Origin of the sequence: Pseudokineococcus sp. 1T1Z-3, assembly GCF_037482365.1 — a bacterium.
Lineage (GTDB): Bacteria > Actinomycetota > Actinomycetes > Actinomycetales > Quadrisphaeraceae > Pseudokineococcus.
Genome location: NZ_JBBHZF010000001.1, coordinates 195,779 through 210,324, shown reverse-complemented (window position 1 = coordinate 210,324; position 14,546 = coordinate 195,779). Strand labels below are relative to the sequence as shown.

General features: G+C 76.4%; 12 protein-coding genes. 3 read left to right on the top strand and 9 right to left on the bottom strand.

The genetic code is table 11. The annotated features are described in order from the left end of the window. Positions 1-25: 25 nt before the first annotated feature. Both WDV86_RS00895 and WDV86_RS00890 read right to left on the bottom strand, forming a co-directional pair. Positions 26-1,420: a 5'-3' exonuclease gene (locus WDV86_RS00895; protein WP_339565706.1), complete on the bottom strand. Its 1,395-nt coding sequence runs from the start codon at positions 1,418-1,420 to the stop codon at positions 26-28. 77 nt (positions 1,421-1,497) lie between these two features. After that, a complete protein-coding gene (locus tag WDV86_RS00890; RefSeq protein ID WP_339565705.1) occupies positions 1,498-1,701 on the bottom strand; it encodes a hypothetical protein in 204 nt (67 codons plus the stop codon). Positions 1,702-2,100: 399 nt separating this feature from the next. On the opposite strand from WDV86_RS00890, the gene WDV86_RS00885 reads away from it, so the two are divergent. After that, entirely contained in the window at positions 2,101-3,876 is a 1,776-nt protein-coding gene (locus tag WDV86_RS00885; protein WP_445262891.1) for a DEAD/DEAH box helicase, read from the top strand. Positions 3,877-4,006: 130 nt separating this feature from the next. Here the strand turns inward: WDV86_RS00885 and WDV86_RS00880 are convergent, their stop codons facing one another. Beyond that, complete coding sequence (locus tag WDV86_RS00880; RefSeq protein ID WP_339565703.1) at positions 4,007-4,378, bottom strand: DUF3817 domain-containing protein; 372 nt, start codon at positions 4,376-4,378, stop codon at positions 4,007-4,009. Positions 4,379-4,635: 257 nt separating this feature from the next. Between WDV86_RS00880 and WDV86_RS00875 the strand changes: the two genes are divergently transcribed. Next, a complete protein-coding gene (locus WDV86_RS00875; RefSeq protein WP_339565702.1) occupies positions 4,636-6,270 on the top strand; it encodes a carboxylesterase/lipase family protein in 1,635 nt (544 codons plus the stop codon). A 25-nt stretch (positions 6,271-6,295) separates the two neighbouring features. Here the strand turns inward: WDV86_RS00875 and mnhG are convergent, their stop codons facing one another. The 6 genes from mnhG to WDV86_RS00845 are packed head-to-tail and all read right to left on the bottom strand — an operon-like array spanning position 6,296 to position 12,474. Beyond that, positions 6,296-6,649, bottom strand: a complete 354-nt coding sequence (gene mnhG / locus WDV86_RS00870; RefSeq protein ID WP_339565701.1) for a monovalent cation/H(+) antiporter subunit G — start codon at positions 6,647-6,649, stop codon at positions 6,296-6,298. A 3-nt stretch (positions 6,650-6,652) separates the two neighbouring features. Beyond that, positions 6,653-6,946, bottom strand: a complete 294-nt coding sequence (locus WDV86_RS00865; RefSeq protein WP_339565700.1) for a monovalent cation/H+ antiporter complex subunit F — start codon at positions 6,944-6,946, stop codon at positions 6,653-6,655. Then, complete coding sequence (locus WDV86_RS00860; RefSeq protein WP_339565699.1) at positions 6,943-7,401, bottom strand: Na+/H+ antiporter subunit E; 459 nt, start codon at positions 7,399-7,401, stop codon at positions 6,943-6,945. The genes WDV86_RS00865 and WDV86_RS00860 overlap by 4 nt, the downstream gene beginning before the upstream one ends. Further along, complete coding sequence (locus WDV86_RS00855) at positions 7,398-8,987, bottom strand: monovalent cation/H+ antiporter subunit D family protein (protein ID WP_339565698.1); 1,590 nt, start codon at positions 8,985-8,987, stop codon at positions 7,398-7,400. Before WDV86_RS00855 ends, WDV86_RS00860 begins: the two co-directional genes overlap by 4 nt. Next, on the bottom strand, positions 8,984-9,457 hold the full coding sequence (locus tag WDV86_RS00850) for a sodium:proton antiporter (RefSeq protein WP_339565697.1): 474 nt from the start codon (positions 9,455-9,457) through the stop codon (positions 8,984-8,986). The genes WDV86_RS00855 and WDV86_RS00850 overlap by 4 nt, the downstream gene beginning before the upstream one ends. Beyond that, positions 9,454-12,474, bottom strand: coding sequence for a DUF4040 family protein (locus tag WDV86_RS00845; RefSeq protein WP_339565696.1), 3,021 nt, complete (start codon positions 12,472-12,474; stop codon positions 9,454-9,456). The genes WDV86_RS00850 and WDV86_RS00845 overlap by 4 nt, the downstream gene beginning before the upstream one ends. Before the next feature lie 371 nt (positions 12,475-12,845). On the opposite strand from WDV86_RS00845, the gene WDV86_RS00840 reads away from it, so the two are divergent. After that, the gene (locus tag WDV86_RS00840; protein WP_339565695.1) at positions 12,846-14,546 is read left to right on the top strand and encodes a PP2C family protein-serine/threonine phosphatase; all 1,701 of its coding nucleotides are present in this window, start codon (positions 12,846-12,848) and stop codon (positions 14,544-14,546) included.

Here is a 14,546-nt window from a genome sequence, read left to right as displayed (position 1 = left end):
ATGGAGCGGGGGACGACGTCTGGGCTCAGCCGAAGAGGTCGAGCTGCTCCTCGGCGACCTCGCGCCGGGCGCGGGCCAGGCCACGGCGACCCATCGGCTCCGCCGCCGGGCGGTCCCCGGCGGCGGTCGTGGCCGGGGCCGTGGCTGCCGTCGCGACGGCGGGCCCCGGACCACCCGGGAGGCTGCCGACGGCACCGTCCGGCGAGGCACCGTCCGGCGCGTCGTCCTCCGGCGGCGGGCCGTCGGGCAGCAGGTGGTCGAGCGGCGGCGCGTCGAGCAGGGGTACGTCGTCGACCCAGCTGGGCAGGACCGGGCCGAGGTCGGCGGGTGGGGCGCCGCCGACGAGCGCCCACAGCGAGGGGCCGAGGCGGACGTCGCGCTCGCCGAGGGCGTGCTGGAGGCGCACCAGGTCCAGGGGGAGGCGAAGGTCGTCCAGCACCGGCAGCGGCAGGTCCTCGTGCATCGCCATGAGGCGCTGGTTGCGGACGACGTTGGCCCGCGCCGTCGGGGCACGCAGCCGGGCGAGGGCACCCGCGCCGACGGCGGCGAGGACCTCGGCCTCCCGGCCGTCGTCGAGGGCCGCGTAGACGTCGTCGACGCACGCGAAGGTCTGCAGCAGCCGGGCTGCCGTCTTCGGGCCGATGCCCGGCGCGCCGGGAAGATTGTCGGAGGTGTCGCCGCGCAGGGCCGCGAGGCAGCGGTACTGCTCGGCCCGCACACCCGTGACGAGCGGGATGGTCCGCGGGGTGAGCACGGGCGAGCCGGCCATGCCGCCGTTCAGGACGCGCAGCACGGACGTGGTGCCGTCGACGAGGGCGAAGGAGTCCCGGTCGCTGGTGACGGCCGTGCAGCGCCACCCCTCGCGGCGGGCCAGGGCGGCCGCGGAGGCGAGGACGTCGTCGGCCTCGAAGCCCTCGTGGACGACGACGGGGAGGCCAGCGGCGGCGAGCAGGGCCGGGGCGTCGTCCAGCTGGGCGCGCAGGTCGGGGTGCTTCTCGGGGCGGTGGGCCTTGTAGGCCGGGTGCTCGTCGCGGCGTCGCGAGGAGGTCGGGCAGTCGAAGCCGACGACGAGGGCGTCCGGCGTCAGGCGCGCTGCCGCACCGGCGATGAGCGTCACGACACCGCGCAGGCCCCAGACGGGCCGCCCCGCGGCGTCGCGGTGCTGGCCCGCGGCGTGGGCGTGGAAGGCGCGGTGCAGCAGGCTGTTGCCGTCGACCGCGAGCAGGAGCGGCGTGGTCGGAGAGGTCCCCTCGTCGTCGCCGACGGGCTGGTCACGGGCATCGAGCGCCTCGCCGGGCGACGGCTCAGCCGGGAGCCCGTCCGTCGGCGGCTCGACCTCCGGCTCGACCTCCGGGCCCAGCAGGCCCGCCGCGCGGAGGGCCTCGAGCGCCGGGTCGGCGTCGAGCGCGGCAGGGGTCACGGGCACCAGGGTGCCCCCTGCGCAGGCGTCCGAGGGAGCCGCCTCGCCGTAGCCCGGCCGGTCGGGCGTGCGCCGGCTCAGCGCCGGCGCAGGTCGAGCACCGCCCGACCGCCGGCGACCAGGCCGACGAGGACGAGCACGAGGCCGGCGACCGACGGCCGGCCGGCGGAGACGGCGAGGACGCCGGTCGCCAGCAGCCCTGCGCCGAGCGCCCCCGCGGCCAGGGCCAGGCGCCGCTGCGGCGAGGCGCGGGCCACGGGACGGCGTCGCGGCTCGGGCATGGACCAAGCGCAGCACGACCGGGCGCAGGCGGCCATCCGTAGGCCCCGCCCGGGGGTCCCGCCCGGAGCTCTCGAGGGGCACCGGCCCGCGGCCGGCCGGGGAATGCCGGCGCATGAGGCATGCTTGTGCCCACCGGAGGAGCGGGCGCACGTGGCGCCCGGACGGTCCGACGCAGGTCGAGACGCCAGGTGAGCCCTCAGCGGGGGCTCGTGAGCACACGCATCGAAGGCGCGATCTCCACAGGGTCCACGGCCGACAGGTCCCCTCCGCAGCAGCCGCACCGGCGGCCGCTGACCTGACGCCAGGCGCTCCGACGCGCCGACCCTCCCGAGGAGAACGTTGTGACTGCCCCTGTCCTGGACCGACCCGTCGACGACCGACCCGACGCCACCTCCGACCTGCTCGACGACGTCGCCACAGACCTCGACGAGCCGGGCACCGACGAGGTGGGCACCGACGAGGTGGGCACCGACGAGCCGACGGGCCCGACCTTCGCCGACCTCGGTCTGCGCGCCGAGGTGCTGCGCGCGCTCGACGGTCTCGGCTACGAGGCGCCCACGCCCATCCAGGCGGAGTCCATCCGCCCGCTGCTCGCCGGCGCCGACCTGCTCGGCCAGGCCGCGACGGGCACGGGCAAGACGGCCGCGTTCGCGCTGCCGCTGCTGGAGCACGTGCCCGCGGGCGGTGGCCGGACGCCGGTGGCGCTCGTCGTCGTCCCGACTCGTGAGCTGGCGCTGCAGGTCGCACGCGCCGTCACCCGTTACGGCCAGCACGTCGGGGCCAAGGTCCTCGCGGTGTACGGCGGGACGCCGATCGGGCGCCAGCTGCGCGACCTCGAGCGGGGCGTCGACGTCGTCGTCGCGACGCCCGGCCGGGCGCTCGACCTCATCGGGCGCGGCGCGCTGCGCCTGGACGACGTCCGCACCGTCGTCCTCGACGAGGCCGACGAGATGCTCGACATGGGCTTCACCGAGGACATCGAGGAGATCCTCTCGGCGGCGCCGGCGGAGCGTCAGACGGTGCTGTTCTCGGCGACCATGCCGTCGCGGATCGAGCGGATCGCCCGCCAGCACCAGCGCGAGCCGGTGCGCATCCGCATCGCCAAGGAGGCGACGCCCGAGGGCGAGGCGCCGCGCGTGCGGCAGACCGCCTACCTCGTCGGCCGGCCCCACAAGGTCGCGGCGCTCGGGCGGGTGCTCGACCTCGAGCAGCCGACCGCCGCGATCGTGTTCTGCCGCACCCGCGAGGACGTCGACACCATCACCGAGCGGCTCGGCGCCCGCGGCTACCGGGCCGAGGCGCTGCACGGCGGCATCAGCCAGGAGCAGCGCGACAAGGTCGTCTCCCGGCTGCGCGCCGGAGCGGCCCAGCTGATCGTCGCGACCGACGTCGCCGCCCGCGGGCTCGACATCGACCAGCTCTCCCACGTCGTCAACTTCGACGTGCCGGCGGCGGCGGAGTCCTACGTGCACCGCATCGGGCGCGTGGGCCGGGCCGGGCGTGAGGGCGTGGCGCTGACGCTGGCCGAGCCGCGCGAGCGCCGCCAGCTCTCCAACGTCGAGCGGCTCACGGGCGTGCCGATCACCGTCGCGCCGCTGCCGAGCGTGGCGGACCTGCGGGCCCACCGCCTCAGCGTGACGCAGACGGCCGTCGCCGGAGCCCTGGCGGACGGGCGCGAGGACCTCGAGCGGGTGCGTGGGGCGCTGGACGCCCTGCTCTCCGAGCACAGCGCCGAGGACGTCGCCCTCGCGGCGCTGGCGCTGGCGCACGCCGCCCAGGGCGCCGTGGACGACCAGGAGATCCCGGCCCCCGAGCTGCGCCCGCAGCGCAGCCGCACCGACGGCCCTCGCGGGCGGGACGGCGAGCGTCCCGGTCGTGGCCCGGCTGTCCGCGGCGGCCGTCCGGTGAGCAAGGCCACCGCACCGGGCAACACGCGCCTGTTCGTCGGCGTCGGTCGCGCGGCCGGGGTGCGCCCGGGTGACCTGGTGGGCGCCATCGCGAACGAGTCCTCGGTGCGCGGCAAGGACATCGGCGCCATCGAGATCACCGAGCGCTTCTCGCTCGTCGAGGTGCCCGCCGGTGCCGCCGACGACGTCGTGAGCGCCCTGCGCGGCAGCACCATCAAGGGCCGCCGCGCCCAGGTCCGCCTGGACCGCGACGTCGCCGCGCGCTGACGACCGAGCGCTGACGACCCGCTGCTGACGGCGCCCGTCCTCCCCTGCGGAGGGCGGGCGTCGTCGCGTCCGGGTGCTTGCGTGCCGGCCGGGAGCACCTGTCGGCGTCGTCGTGCGCGCCGGGCCAGGGTCAGACCGGCGCGGCGCGGCGGGACGGCGTCTCGACGTCGGCGAGCAGCCCGCGGCGCCGGGCCACCACCTCGAACACGACGGTCCCGAACGGCGGCACGGCGGCGACCAGGCTGAGCAGGCCGACCTTCCAGGGCCACCGCTGCACCGCCCAGGTCAGCACCGCCAGGGCGCCGTAGAGCAGGAAGGCTCCGCCGTGGAGGGCGCCGAAGACCTCGATGCCGGCGCGGCTGCCGTCCAGCAGGTGGTGCCACCCCATCCCGGCGAGCAGCCCCGCCCACGTCACCGCCTCGACGAAGGCCAGGACGACGAAGACCCGGCGGATCCGGGCGCGGGTGCGGGCAGAGGTCGGCGGGACGGGGAGCGCGGGCATGGCACCAGGGTCCCAGGCGCTCGAGGTCTACCCGTCAGGGCCCACGTCGCTGGTGCACCACCTCAGACCCGCGACGCCGACCATGGCACTTCGTCGTCGACGTGCCAGGAGACGGGGCGGCAAGGCGGCACGTCGTCGTCGAAGTGCGGGGGAGGGGGGACAAGGCGGCACGTCGTCGTCGAGGTGCTGGGGAGGCGGCGGTGACGGCGGAAGGGCGTCGGGTGGTGGGCCGGGGCGGTGGCGGAGAGGCTCTTACCGTGGACGTGGGTGTGGACGAGGGGCACGAGCCGGCAGGTGCCGCGACGCTGCAGGGCACGGGCGCACCCGGTCGGGCCCTGCTGCCCGGGTCGCAGGTCTCGGGAGCGGACGTCGTCGCGCAGACGACGACCGGCGCCGTGCGGGGCATCCGCCGCAGCACCGCCTTCGGCGACGTCGACAGCTGGCGCGGCGTCCCCTACGCCCGGCCGCCGGTCGCCGAGCACCGCTTCGCCGCGCCGGTCCCGCACGAGCCGTGGACCGGCGTGCGCGACGCGACCAGACCCGGTCCGGCGTGCGCCCAGGCCGTCCCCGTCCTGCCCCGCCACCTCGGGCTCGTCCTCGGCGCGACCGGTCGGCGCACCGAGGACTGCCTCACCGTCGACGTCCACGCCCCCGCCGGCGCGGCGACCGACGGCCGCCGCCGGCCCGTCCTGGTCTGGGTGCACGGCGGCGCGTTCGTCACCGGCAGCCCCGGGGAGTACGACGGCGGGGTGCTCGCCGCGCGCGGCGACGTCGTCGTCGTGTGCGTGGCCTACCGCCTCGGCGCCTTCGGCTTCATGAACCTCGCCGACGCCGTCGCCCGACCCGCGGCGGGGCGGCTCGGCGTCGACCCCGAGCGGGTCCCGAGCAACGTCGGGCTGCGCGACCAGGTGCGCGCCCTGGAGTGGGTGCGCGAGACCGTCGAGGCCTTCGGCGGCGACCCCGCCCGCGTCACCCTGGCCGGGGAGTCGGCCGGCGCGGCCTCGGTGACGCTGCTCATGGCGAGCCCTGCCGCCCGGGGCCTCTTCTCCGCGGCGATCTGCCAGAGCGGAGCGCTGTCCATCGCCACCGACCGCGAGGACTCCGCGCGTCTGGCCCGCGAGCTCTGCGCCCGCCTCGGCGTCAGCCGCGAGCAGCCCGACGGGCTCTGGCGCGCCTCCACCCGCGACCTCCTGCAGGCGACGGCGGCGCTGTCCCAGAGCCGCCCGCAGGCCCTCGTCACGCGCCCGTGGTTCGACGGCGACCTGCTGCCCGCGTCCCTGCCGGCCGCCCACGCCACCCGCACGCCGCCGGTCCCCCTGCTGGCAGGCACCAACCGCGACGAGCACACCCTCTTCCGGCGCTTCGCCCGCGACGTCCTGCCCGAGGACCGCGCACGCCTGGCCGTCGCGCTCGACGCCGCCGCACCCGCCGCGGACGTCGACCGCGTCCTCGCCGCCTACCCCGACGACGAGCGCGGCCTCACCGACCTCGGCTCGCACCTCATCTTCACGATGCCGAGCATCCACCACAGCGAGGCGCACGCCGAGCACAGCCCGGTCTGGCGCTACCGCGTGGACTGGGGCCCGTCGAGCTTCGGCCTCGGCGCCACCCACGGCGTGGAGCTCTACCTCTTGTGGCCCTACGCACCGCTGCGCCGCTCGCTGCACCGGCTCGACCGGGACGGCCGCGTCGCCGCGCTCGCCGACCGCCTCCAACGGCACTGGCTGCACTTCGTCACCCACGGCCGCCCCGACCCGGCCGTCGGCGACTGGCCGGGCTACGACGCCCGCGACCGCACCACCCTGGTCCTCGACCTGCAGGACCGGGTCGTGCGCGACCCCGAGGCCCGCCACCGCCGGGCGTGGGCCGGCCAGGACGTCCTCGTCCGCTGAGCCGCCCCGTCGTGCGGGAGCGGGCTCAGCGCCAGGGACCCTCGGCCGGCTCGTCCATCTCGTCGAAGCGCGTGCGCGACGTCGCCGCCGTCCCGGTGAGGTGGGCCGAGCGGGCGATGACCATGCTGCCGACCACCGACGTCGCGAGCTGCAGCAGGACCGCCAGCACCACCTTGACGGTGTCGTCGACGGTCGGGGCCACGAGCAGGCACCCGACGACGACGAAGGTGATGCCCAGGCCGGCGGCGGTCGCCACCGCCGACGTCCGCGTGTAGAGGTCGGGCAGGCGCAGGACGCCGAGGGCGGCCGAGAGGAAGATCAGCCCGCCGAGGACGGCCAGGCCCTGGCCGAGCAGCGGGAGCACCGAGGTGGGGTCCACCGCTCATCGCCTCCCACGGGTGAGCAGCCGGGCCAGGGACACCGACGACAGCAGCCCCACGAGCGTGCCGACGAGCACGAGGTCGAAGGTCGCCGTGCTGGCGACCCGTACCCCGAGCAGGGCGATGAGGCCCAGCACGCAGAAGTAGACGAGGTCGCCGGCGAGCACGCGGCCGGCGTCGTCGTCGCTGCGCAGCAGGCGGACGACGGCCGCGGCCAGCGCCACGAGCACGAGCACGAGCGCCACGTCGAGGCCGGGGTAGGGGCCCAGCAGAGAGCCAGGCAGCCCAGCGGTCATCGGGCGACCCCCCGCGGGCGGATCCCGTGCAGCATCCGCTCCTCCATCTCGTGCAGCTCGGCGCGCAGGGTGTCGGCGTCCGGCGCGAACATCCCGTGGACGTACAGGACCCACCACGCGGAGCCCGGCCCCTCGGGGGCACCGGGCAGGTCGGTGACGTCGACGAGCCGGTCGCCCATGGTCAGCGTGCCCGGGGTCAGCGAGATGAGCCCGGACAGCAGGGAGGCCTCCCACTCGCTCCGGCAGCGCGTCGGCAGCCGCACGAACCCCGGCGTGCTCCGGCTGCCGGGCGTCGTGACGTCGGCGATGAGCGAGGCGTAGGACCTCAGCAGCGCGACGAGGTACCAGCCCACGAAGGCGGCCAGCCGCAGCGGCCAGGTCAGCGGGGACGCCGGGCCCGCGCCCGCCGGTCGACGGTCGCCCGGGCGTCCCGCCTGCGACGTCGACGCGCTCACGGGGCCAGCACCGCCTCGACGTAGCCGGTGGTGTCGAGCAGCCCGGCGGCCGCCGTCGAGGCGAGGTCGAGCAGGAGCTGGCCGCCGAGGCCGAGGGACAGGGTGACCAGGGCCAGCACCAGCCCCGGCCCGAGCAGCGCGACGCCGATGCGGCGTCGCGGCGCGGTGTCGGCGCGCTGGGCCTCCAGCACGGTCGCCTGCTCGCGGTGGTCGCCGGCGAGGCGCGCCAGCGCCAGCCGCATGCCGGCGGGCGCCTCCTCCAGCGCGCCCGGCGTCGTGGGCCGGCCCCAGAACATGCCCGACCAGATCTTCAGCATCGAGAGCAGCGTGAAGAGGCTCACGGCGACCGCCGTGGCCGCCACGGCCACCTGCCCGGCGTCCAGCGCCGCCAGCACGAGGCTCAGCTTGGCGACGAAGCCGGAGAAGGGCGGCAGGCCCGCCAGGGAGAGCGCTGCGGCGAAGAAGGCCACGGCGACGAGCGGCTCGGTGCGCGCGATGCCGGTCACCTGGCCGAGCGGGCGCGTGCCGTACCGGATCTCGACGGCGCCGGTGGACAGGAACAGCGAGGCCTTCACGATCATGTGGTGGAGCAGGTAGAAGATGCCCGCCGTCAGCCCCAGCGGCCCGAAGAGGGCGACGCCGAGGAGGATGTAGCCGATCTGGCTGACCATGTGGAAGGCGAGGATCGAGCGGGTCGACCGCTCGCCGACGGCCCCGAGGACGCCGACGACCATCGTCGCCGAGAAGACGAGAAGCCCCACCCACAGGTAGGCCTCGTCGCCGTCGTAGATCGTCGCGTAGATGCGGTAGATGGCGTAGATGGCGACCTTGGTGTGCAGCCCGGAGAACAGCGCCGTCACCGACGGCGACGTCGAGGGGTAGGCCCGGGCCAGCCACCCGTGCACCGGCACGACGGCGGCCTTGATTCCGAGGGCGACGAGGCACACCGCGGCGGCGGCGGCCACGAGCGTCGACTCCTGGGCGGCGCCGGCCAGCTCGGCGATGTTCACGGTGCCCGTGACGCCGTAGATGAGGCCCACGCCGACGAGGAAGATTGTCGAGGTCAGCAGGTTCACCAGGACGTACAGCCGTACCCCGGCCAGGCGCCGCGTCGTCGCGCCGCCGGGAGCGGCCATCAGCAGCAGCCCGTAGGAGGGCAGCAGCATGACCTCGATGAAGACGAAGAGGTTGAACAGGTCGCCGGTGAGCAGGGCCCCGTTGACGCCGCCGAGCAGCACGAGCACGAGCGGGGAGTAGGAGCGCGTCGCCGCCTCGCCCGAGGCGATGGCGAACCAGGCGCAGACCACGCTCAGCAGGCCCGTGACCGTGAGCATGAGCGCCGTGAACATGTCGGCGACGAAGGGGATGGCGACGCCACCGGGCCAGCCGCCGACGCCGTGCGCGAGCACCGGCCCGTCCAGCTGGGAGACGACGAGCGCCACGGCCCCGGCGGTGGACGCCGCCGTCACGAGGACCAGCACGGCCTGGGCCGCCCGGGCCGCCCGGGTGCCGAGCGCCACGAGCGCGCCGGCGACGACGATCGGCCCGGCGACGAAGAGGGGCAGGAGCGCGGCGACGTCGGTCATGACGGCACCCCCGTGACGTCGTCGCGGTGGCGCATCTCTTCGTCGGGGTCCTCGCCCTCGTGCGGGTCCTCCGCGTCGGCCGCGCCGCGCGACGTCCCTGCGCCGACCGTCGAGACCTCGCCGAGGTGCGGCCCGACGTCGGTGCCGCCCATGTCGCCGCCGGTGGGGCCGTCGGTGTCGTCGTCCTCGCGCCCGGCCGCGGCCAGCACGAGGAGGTAGATGGTGATGGCGAAGGCGATGACGATGGCGGTCAGGACGAACGCCTGCGGCAGCGCGTCGGCGGTCGTCGCCGGGTCGGGCTGCTGGCCGAGCGGCTCGCCGCGGCGGTCGGTGCCGCCGGCCGCCATGAGCGTGAGGTTGGCGGCGTGCGCGACGAGCACGAAGCCGAGGACGACGCGGACGAGGCCCCGCTGCATCATCAGGTAGACGGCGCCGGCCACGAGGACGCCGACGGTGAGGGCCAGGGTCATCGCGCCGCACCTCCCGTCGTCCTCTCGCGTCCTGCGCTGCCGTCGGCCCCGCCCGGTGGTCCTGACCTCTCCTGGCCCGACCTTTCCAGGCCCGACCTTTCCAGGCCCGACCGCTCCTGGCCCGACTGCTCCTGGCCCGGCCCGGCCCCCTCGGAGGAAGGCGCGAGGGCCGCGGACTCCTTGCGGTCGAGCACCTCCTCCAGCGCCATGCGGTGCTCGGGCTCGTCCTCGCCCGGCCCGGTGCCGGGCAAGAGCACCCCGCCGAGCTGCTGGAGCGCGACGACGACGACGCCGACGACGGTGAGGTAGACGCCGACGTCGAAGACGAGCGCCGTCGTGACGTAGCTGTCGCCCACGTCGATGAAGAAGGGCTCGAGGAAGGAGCCCTCGACGACCAGCCCGGCGAGGCCGACCGCGACGCAGAGGACGACCCCGGCGCCGATGAGCAGCGCCGCGGGGACCTTGACGGGGGCGGAGGAGTCCGAGCGCGCGACGAGGAAGAGCAGCGCCAGGGTCGCGGCCCCCACGAGGGCGCCGATGAAGCCGCCGCCGGGGGCGTCGTGCCCACGCCACAGCAGCCAGAGCGACACGACGAGGGTCAGGGGGGCCAGGACCCGGGCCAGGGTGCGGGCCACGACGGCCGACTCCCCGGGGGAGACGACGGGCGAGCCCTCCCGCCAGGTGCGGGGGGCGCGGTCGGGCAGGAGGCGGCGCGAGCTCAGCGCGGCGACGACGGCGACGCCCGCGATCCCGAGGACGGTGAGCTCGCCGAAGGTGTCCAGCGCACGGAAGTCCACGAGGATCGTGTTGACGACGTTGGTGCCGCCCGTCTCCTCCTCCGCGCGGGCGAGGAAGAACTCGCCGGCGGGGGACAGGCCGCGCCGTCCGGTCATGGCCAGCACGGCGGCCGTGGCGGCGGCCCCGGCGCCCACCGCGAGCGCCGCGGCCCCGACCGTCCGGTGGCGCGGGGCCGGGGCGAAGTGCCGCGGCAGGCGCCGCAGCACCAGGACGCCGACGACGACGGTGAGCACCTCGACGAGCAGCTGCGTCAGCGCCACGTCCATGGCCCCGAGCACCACGAACCACAGCGCCACGACGAAGCCGACGAGCCCGACCACGACGAGCGCCCCCAGCCGGGACGTCGCCCGGACGACGACGACGACGCCGACGACCACCAGGGCGAGCAGCAGCCAGTCGACGCCGCGCGTGAGGTCGGCCTGCGGAGTCGGCAGGCCGTCGAGCTGGGTCAGGCCCACCCCGGCGAGCACCAGGAGCACGACCAGCGGCACGGCGAGGTGACGGCGCGGGGCGTCGGAGCCGGTGAGCGCGCTGACCCGGGCGCCCGCGGCGATGGAGCCGGTGCGGAAGCCCTCGACGACGCCGACGCCGGTGAGGGGGAACAGCCGCCGGCCGACGAGTGCCCGGTCGACGCGGTGGCGCGCCAGCACGAGCACGGTGCCGAGGGCGATGGCGGTGGCCGACATGAGGAGCTCGGGGTTGAGGCCGTGCCACAGCGAGAGGTCGGCGTCGGTGACGCTGCCGCGCCCCGTCGTCGTCGCCCCGGCGGCGGCGTCGGCGCCCGTCGTCACGAGCGGCGCGACCGCCGAGCCCCACAGGCCGAGGACGACACCGGCCGCCGCGGGGACCAGCGCCGGCACCAGGAAGGACGGCGCCGCCTCCCGGGGCCGGCGCAGCCCCTCGGCGGGCTCCTCCTCGGCGGGGCCGCCGAAGGCGCCGAGCACGAGCCGGCCGCTGTAGGCGAAGGTGAGGACGGCTGCGGCGACGCCGACGCCGCCCGCGAGGACCCCCGCCCACGTCGGGCCGGGGAACTCCAGCAGCGCGGCGAACATCTTCTCCTTGCTGATGAACCCGAGCAGCGGCGGGACGCCGGCCATGGACAGCGCCGCCACGGCCATCGCCACGCCCGTCACGGGCATGGCCCGGCGCAGCCCGCGCAGCCGGGGGATCTCGCGGGTCCCGGCCTGGTGGTCGACGACGCCGACCAGCATGAACAGGGCCGACTTGAACAGGGCGTGCGCCACGGTGTGCGCGACGGCGGCCGTGACGGCGTAGCTGGTGCCGATGCCCGTCGTCGCGACGAGGAACCCCAGCTGGCTGACCGTCGAGTAGGCCAGCAGGGCCTTGAGGTCGGTGCGCTGCATCGCGTAGAGCGCGCCCATGAGCGCCGTCAGCAGGCCGACGCCCACGAGGCCGACGTACCAGACGGGCACGTCGGCGAAGGTCGAGGAGAAGCGCAGCAGCAGGTAGATGCCGGCCTTCACCATGGCCGCCGCGTGCAGGTAGGCGCTGACCGGCGTCGAGGCGGCCATCGCGTCGGGCAGCCACGAGTGGAACGGGAACTGGGCCGACTTCGTGAAGGCCGCGACCATGACGAGCAGCGCCACCGTGCTGGCGAGCAGCGGGTCCTCGCTCCACACCGGGGACGCGAGCGCCTGGCTCAGCTGCGTCGTGCCCGTCGCGACGACCGTCGTCGCGACCGCCGCGAGCAGCGCCAGGCCGCCGCCCGCCGTCAGCAGCAGCGTGCGCACGGCCGGCTGCTGGCCGGCCGGGCCGGAGAGGGTGATGAGGAAGAACGAGCACAGCGTCGTCGCCTCCCAGGCGACGAAGAGCAGCACGAGGTCGTCGGCGAGGACCAGCACGAGCATGGCGGCCGCGAAGAAGACCATGAGCCCGTAGAAGGCCGAGCACGGCCCCGAGCCCAGGTAGCGCGCCGAGTAGGCCATGACGAGCGCGCCGACGAGCAGCACGAGCAGGCCGAAGGCCAGGGACAGCCCGTCCAGGCGCAGCCGCAGCGCGACGTCGAGCACCGGCAGCCACGGCACGGAGAAGTCGACGGTCTCCCCGAGGGTCCAGGGGGCGCTGATGCCGAGGGTCAGCCCCAGCGCGAGCAGCCCGCCGGCGAGCACGAGACCGGCGTCACGGCCCATGGCGCGGGCGAGCGCGGGCGCGGCCGCGGCCAGGGCGGCGGTCAGCACCACGAGGACGAGCAGGATCACGGCGGGGGCACCTCAGCGGGCGTCGGGCGAGCGGGACGGGCCGCGGCGGTGCGCGCACGACCCCCTCGGTCAGGCACGGGCGGACGGAGCGGTGCCTGCCTGGGGCGCGCCCCACTGGGAGGTGTAGCCGTTCGTGCCCGCGGCCCGGCGAGCCGGCGGCGGCACGAGGCGTCCAGACGCCGCGTCGGACCGGTGACCTCGCACGCCCGGCAACGTAGCAGCCACCCCGGACGTCCCGACCGGTCCGTGGGCGAGCGGCGCGGGGACGTGCGGGTGGGGACGTGCGGTCCCGCGGCGCCGGGGCGCGACCGCCCCGGCTCACCGGCTCGTGCGAGCGGTCGGGGCGCCGCACGCCCGTCTAGGGTCACGGCATGGGGCAGCGATGGGTCGACGGGCTGCCCGCCCGGGCCGGCGCCCTGTCCGAGGCCTACGCCGCGGTCGACTGGGCGGCGACGCCGCTCGGGGACCCGGCGGGCTGGGACGCCACGCTGCGCCGCACCGTCGACCTCGCGCTCGCCACCCGCTTCCCGGTCACGCTGCTGTGGGGCCCGGAGCTCGTGCTCGTCTACAACGAGTCCTACGTCGACCTCATCGGCGACAAGCACCCCGCCGCGCTGGGCGCCCGGGCCCAGGACGTCTTCCCCGAGGCGTGGGACGTCATCGGCCCCATGCTGCACGGGGTGCTCGGCGGCGCCGGCCCGACGTGGACCGAGGACGTGCGGATGCCGCTGGCGCGCGCCGGCGGCCGGCGGGAGGAGTGCTACTTCACCTTCTCCTACTCCCCGGTCCGCGGTGACGACGGGAGCGTCGTCGGCGTCGTCGACATCACCGCGGAGACCACCCGCCGCGTCGTCGACCGCCGCCGGCTGGAGCTCCTCGCCCGCCTGACCGACCGCCTCAGCGACCTCGACGACCCCGCCCGGCTGGCGGAGCTGGCGCTGCCGGTCCTGCGGACGGCGGTGCGCGACCTGCCGGACGTCGACCTCCTGGCCTCGGACGCCCAGCGGATGCCCGTCGGTCGCGACGTCGTGCTGGAGGGCGACCCTGCCGACCCGTCCCGGCGCCGGGCGCTGCTGCGGCTGCCCGGCGTCCGGCCCCGGGCCGAGCGCCCGGTCCTGGTGACCGGCGTGGACCCCGAGATCCCGGCGGACGACGTCTACCTGCAGTTCCTCGTGCTGCTCGCGGGCGTCCTCGGGACCGCCTACCAGCGGGCGCTCGCGACCGCCGACGAGCGGGCCGCCGGCGAGCGCGCCCGCTCGGCCTCGGAGGCGCTGCAGCGCGGGCTGCTGACCGCGCTGCCGCAGCCGGACCACCTCGAGCTCGTCGCCCGCTACCAGCCGGCGGCCTCCGAGCTGGCCGTCGGCGGCGACTGGTACGACGCCTTCCCTACGGCCGACGGCGGCCTCTCGCTCGTCGTCGGCGACGTCAGCGGGCACGACGTCGGTGCGGCCGTCGCGATGTCGCAGGTGCGTGGGGTGCTGCGGGGCATCGGGCACGTCCTGGGCGGCTCGCCCGCGGCGACGCTCTCGGCGCTGGACCAGGCCATGCACGACCTGGCCGTGGGTGCGCTGGCCACCGCGGTGCTCGTGCGGGTCGGCCGGGCGGACGACGCCGGCGGGAGGGGCGGCCGAGGCCCGCAGGGGGCGGGTGAGCACACGATCACCTGGTCTGCGGCCGGTCACCCCCCCGCCGTGCTGGTGCACCCCGACGGCCGTGCCGAGCTGCTGAGCCGGCGCAGCGACCTGCTGCTCGGGCTCGCCCCCGCCGCCCGGCGCAGCGACCACACCGCCGCGCTGCCGCCGGGGGCGACGCTCGTCCTCTACACCGACGGTCTCGTCGAGCGTCGCCGGGCGCACCTGTCCGAGGGGCTGGAGTGGCTGCGGGCGTCCGTGGAGCGGCTCGCCGCCGGCGGTCGCCCGCTGGCCGGTGTCATCGACACGCTGCTGGCGGAGGTGGGCGCGCAGGTCGACGACGACGTCGTCGTGCTCGCCGTCCGCGCCCACCCCGAGGACCGTCCCCGCCCGCCCGAGGCCGGCCCCGAGATCGGTCCCGACGACCTCGTGCGCGACTGA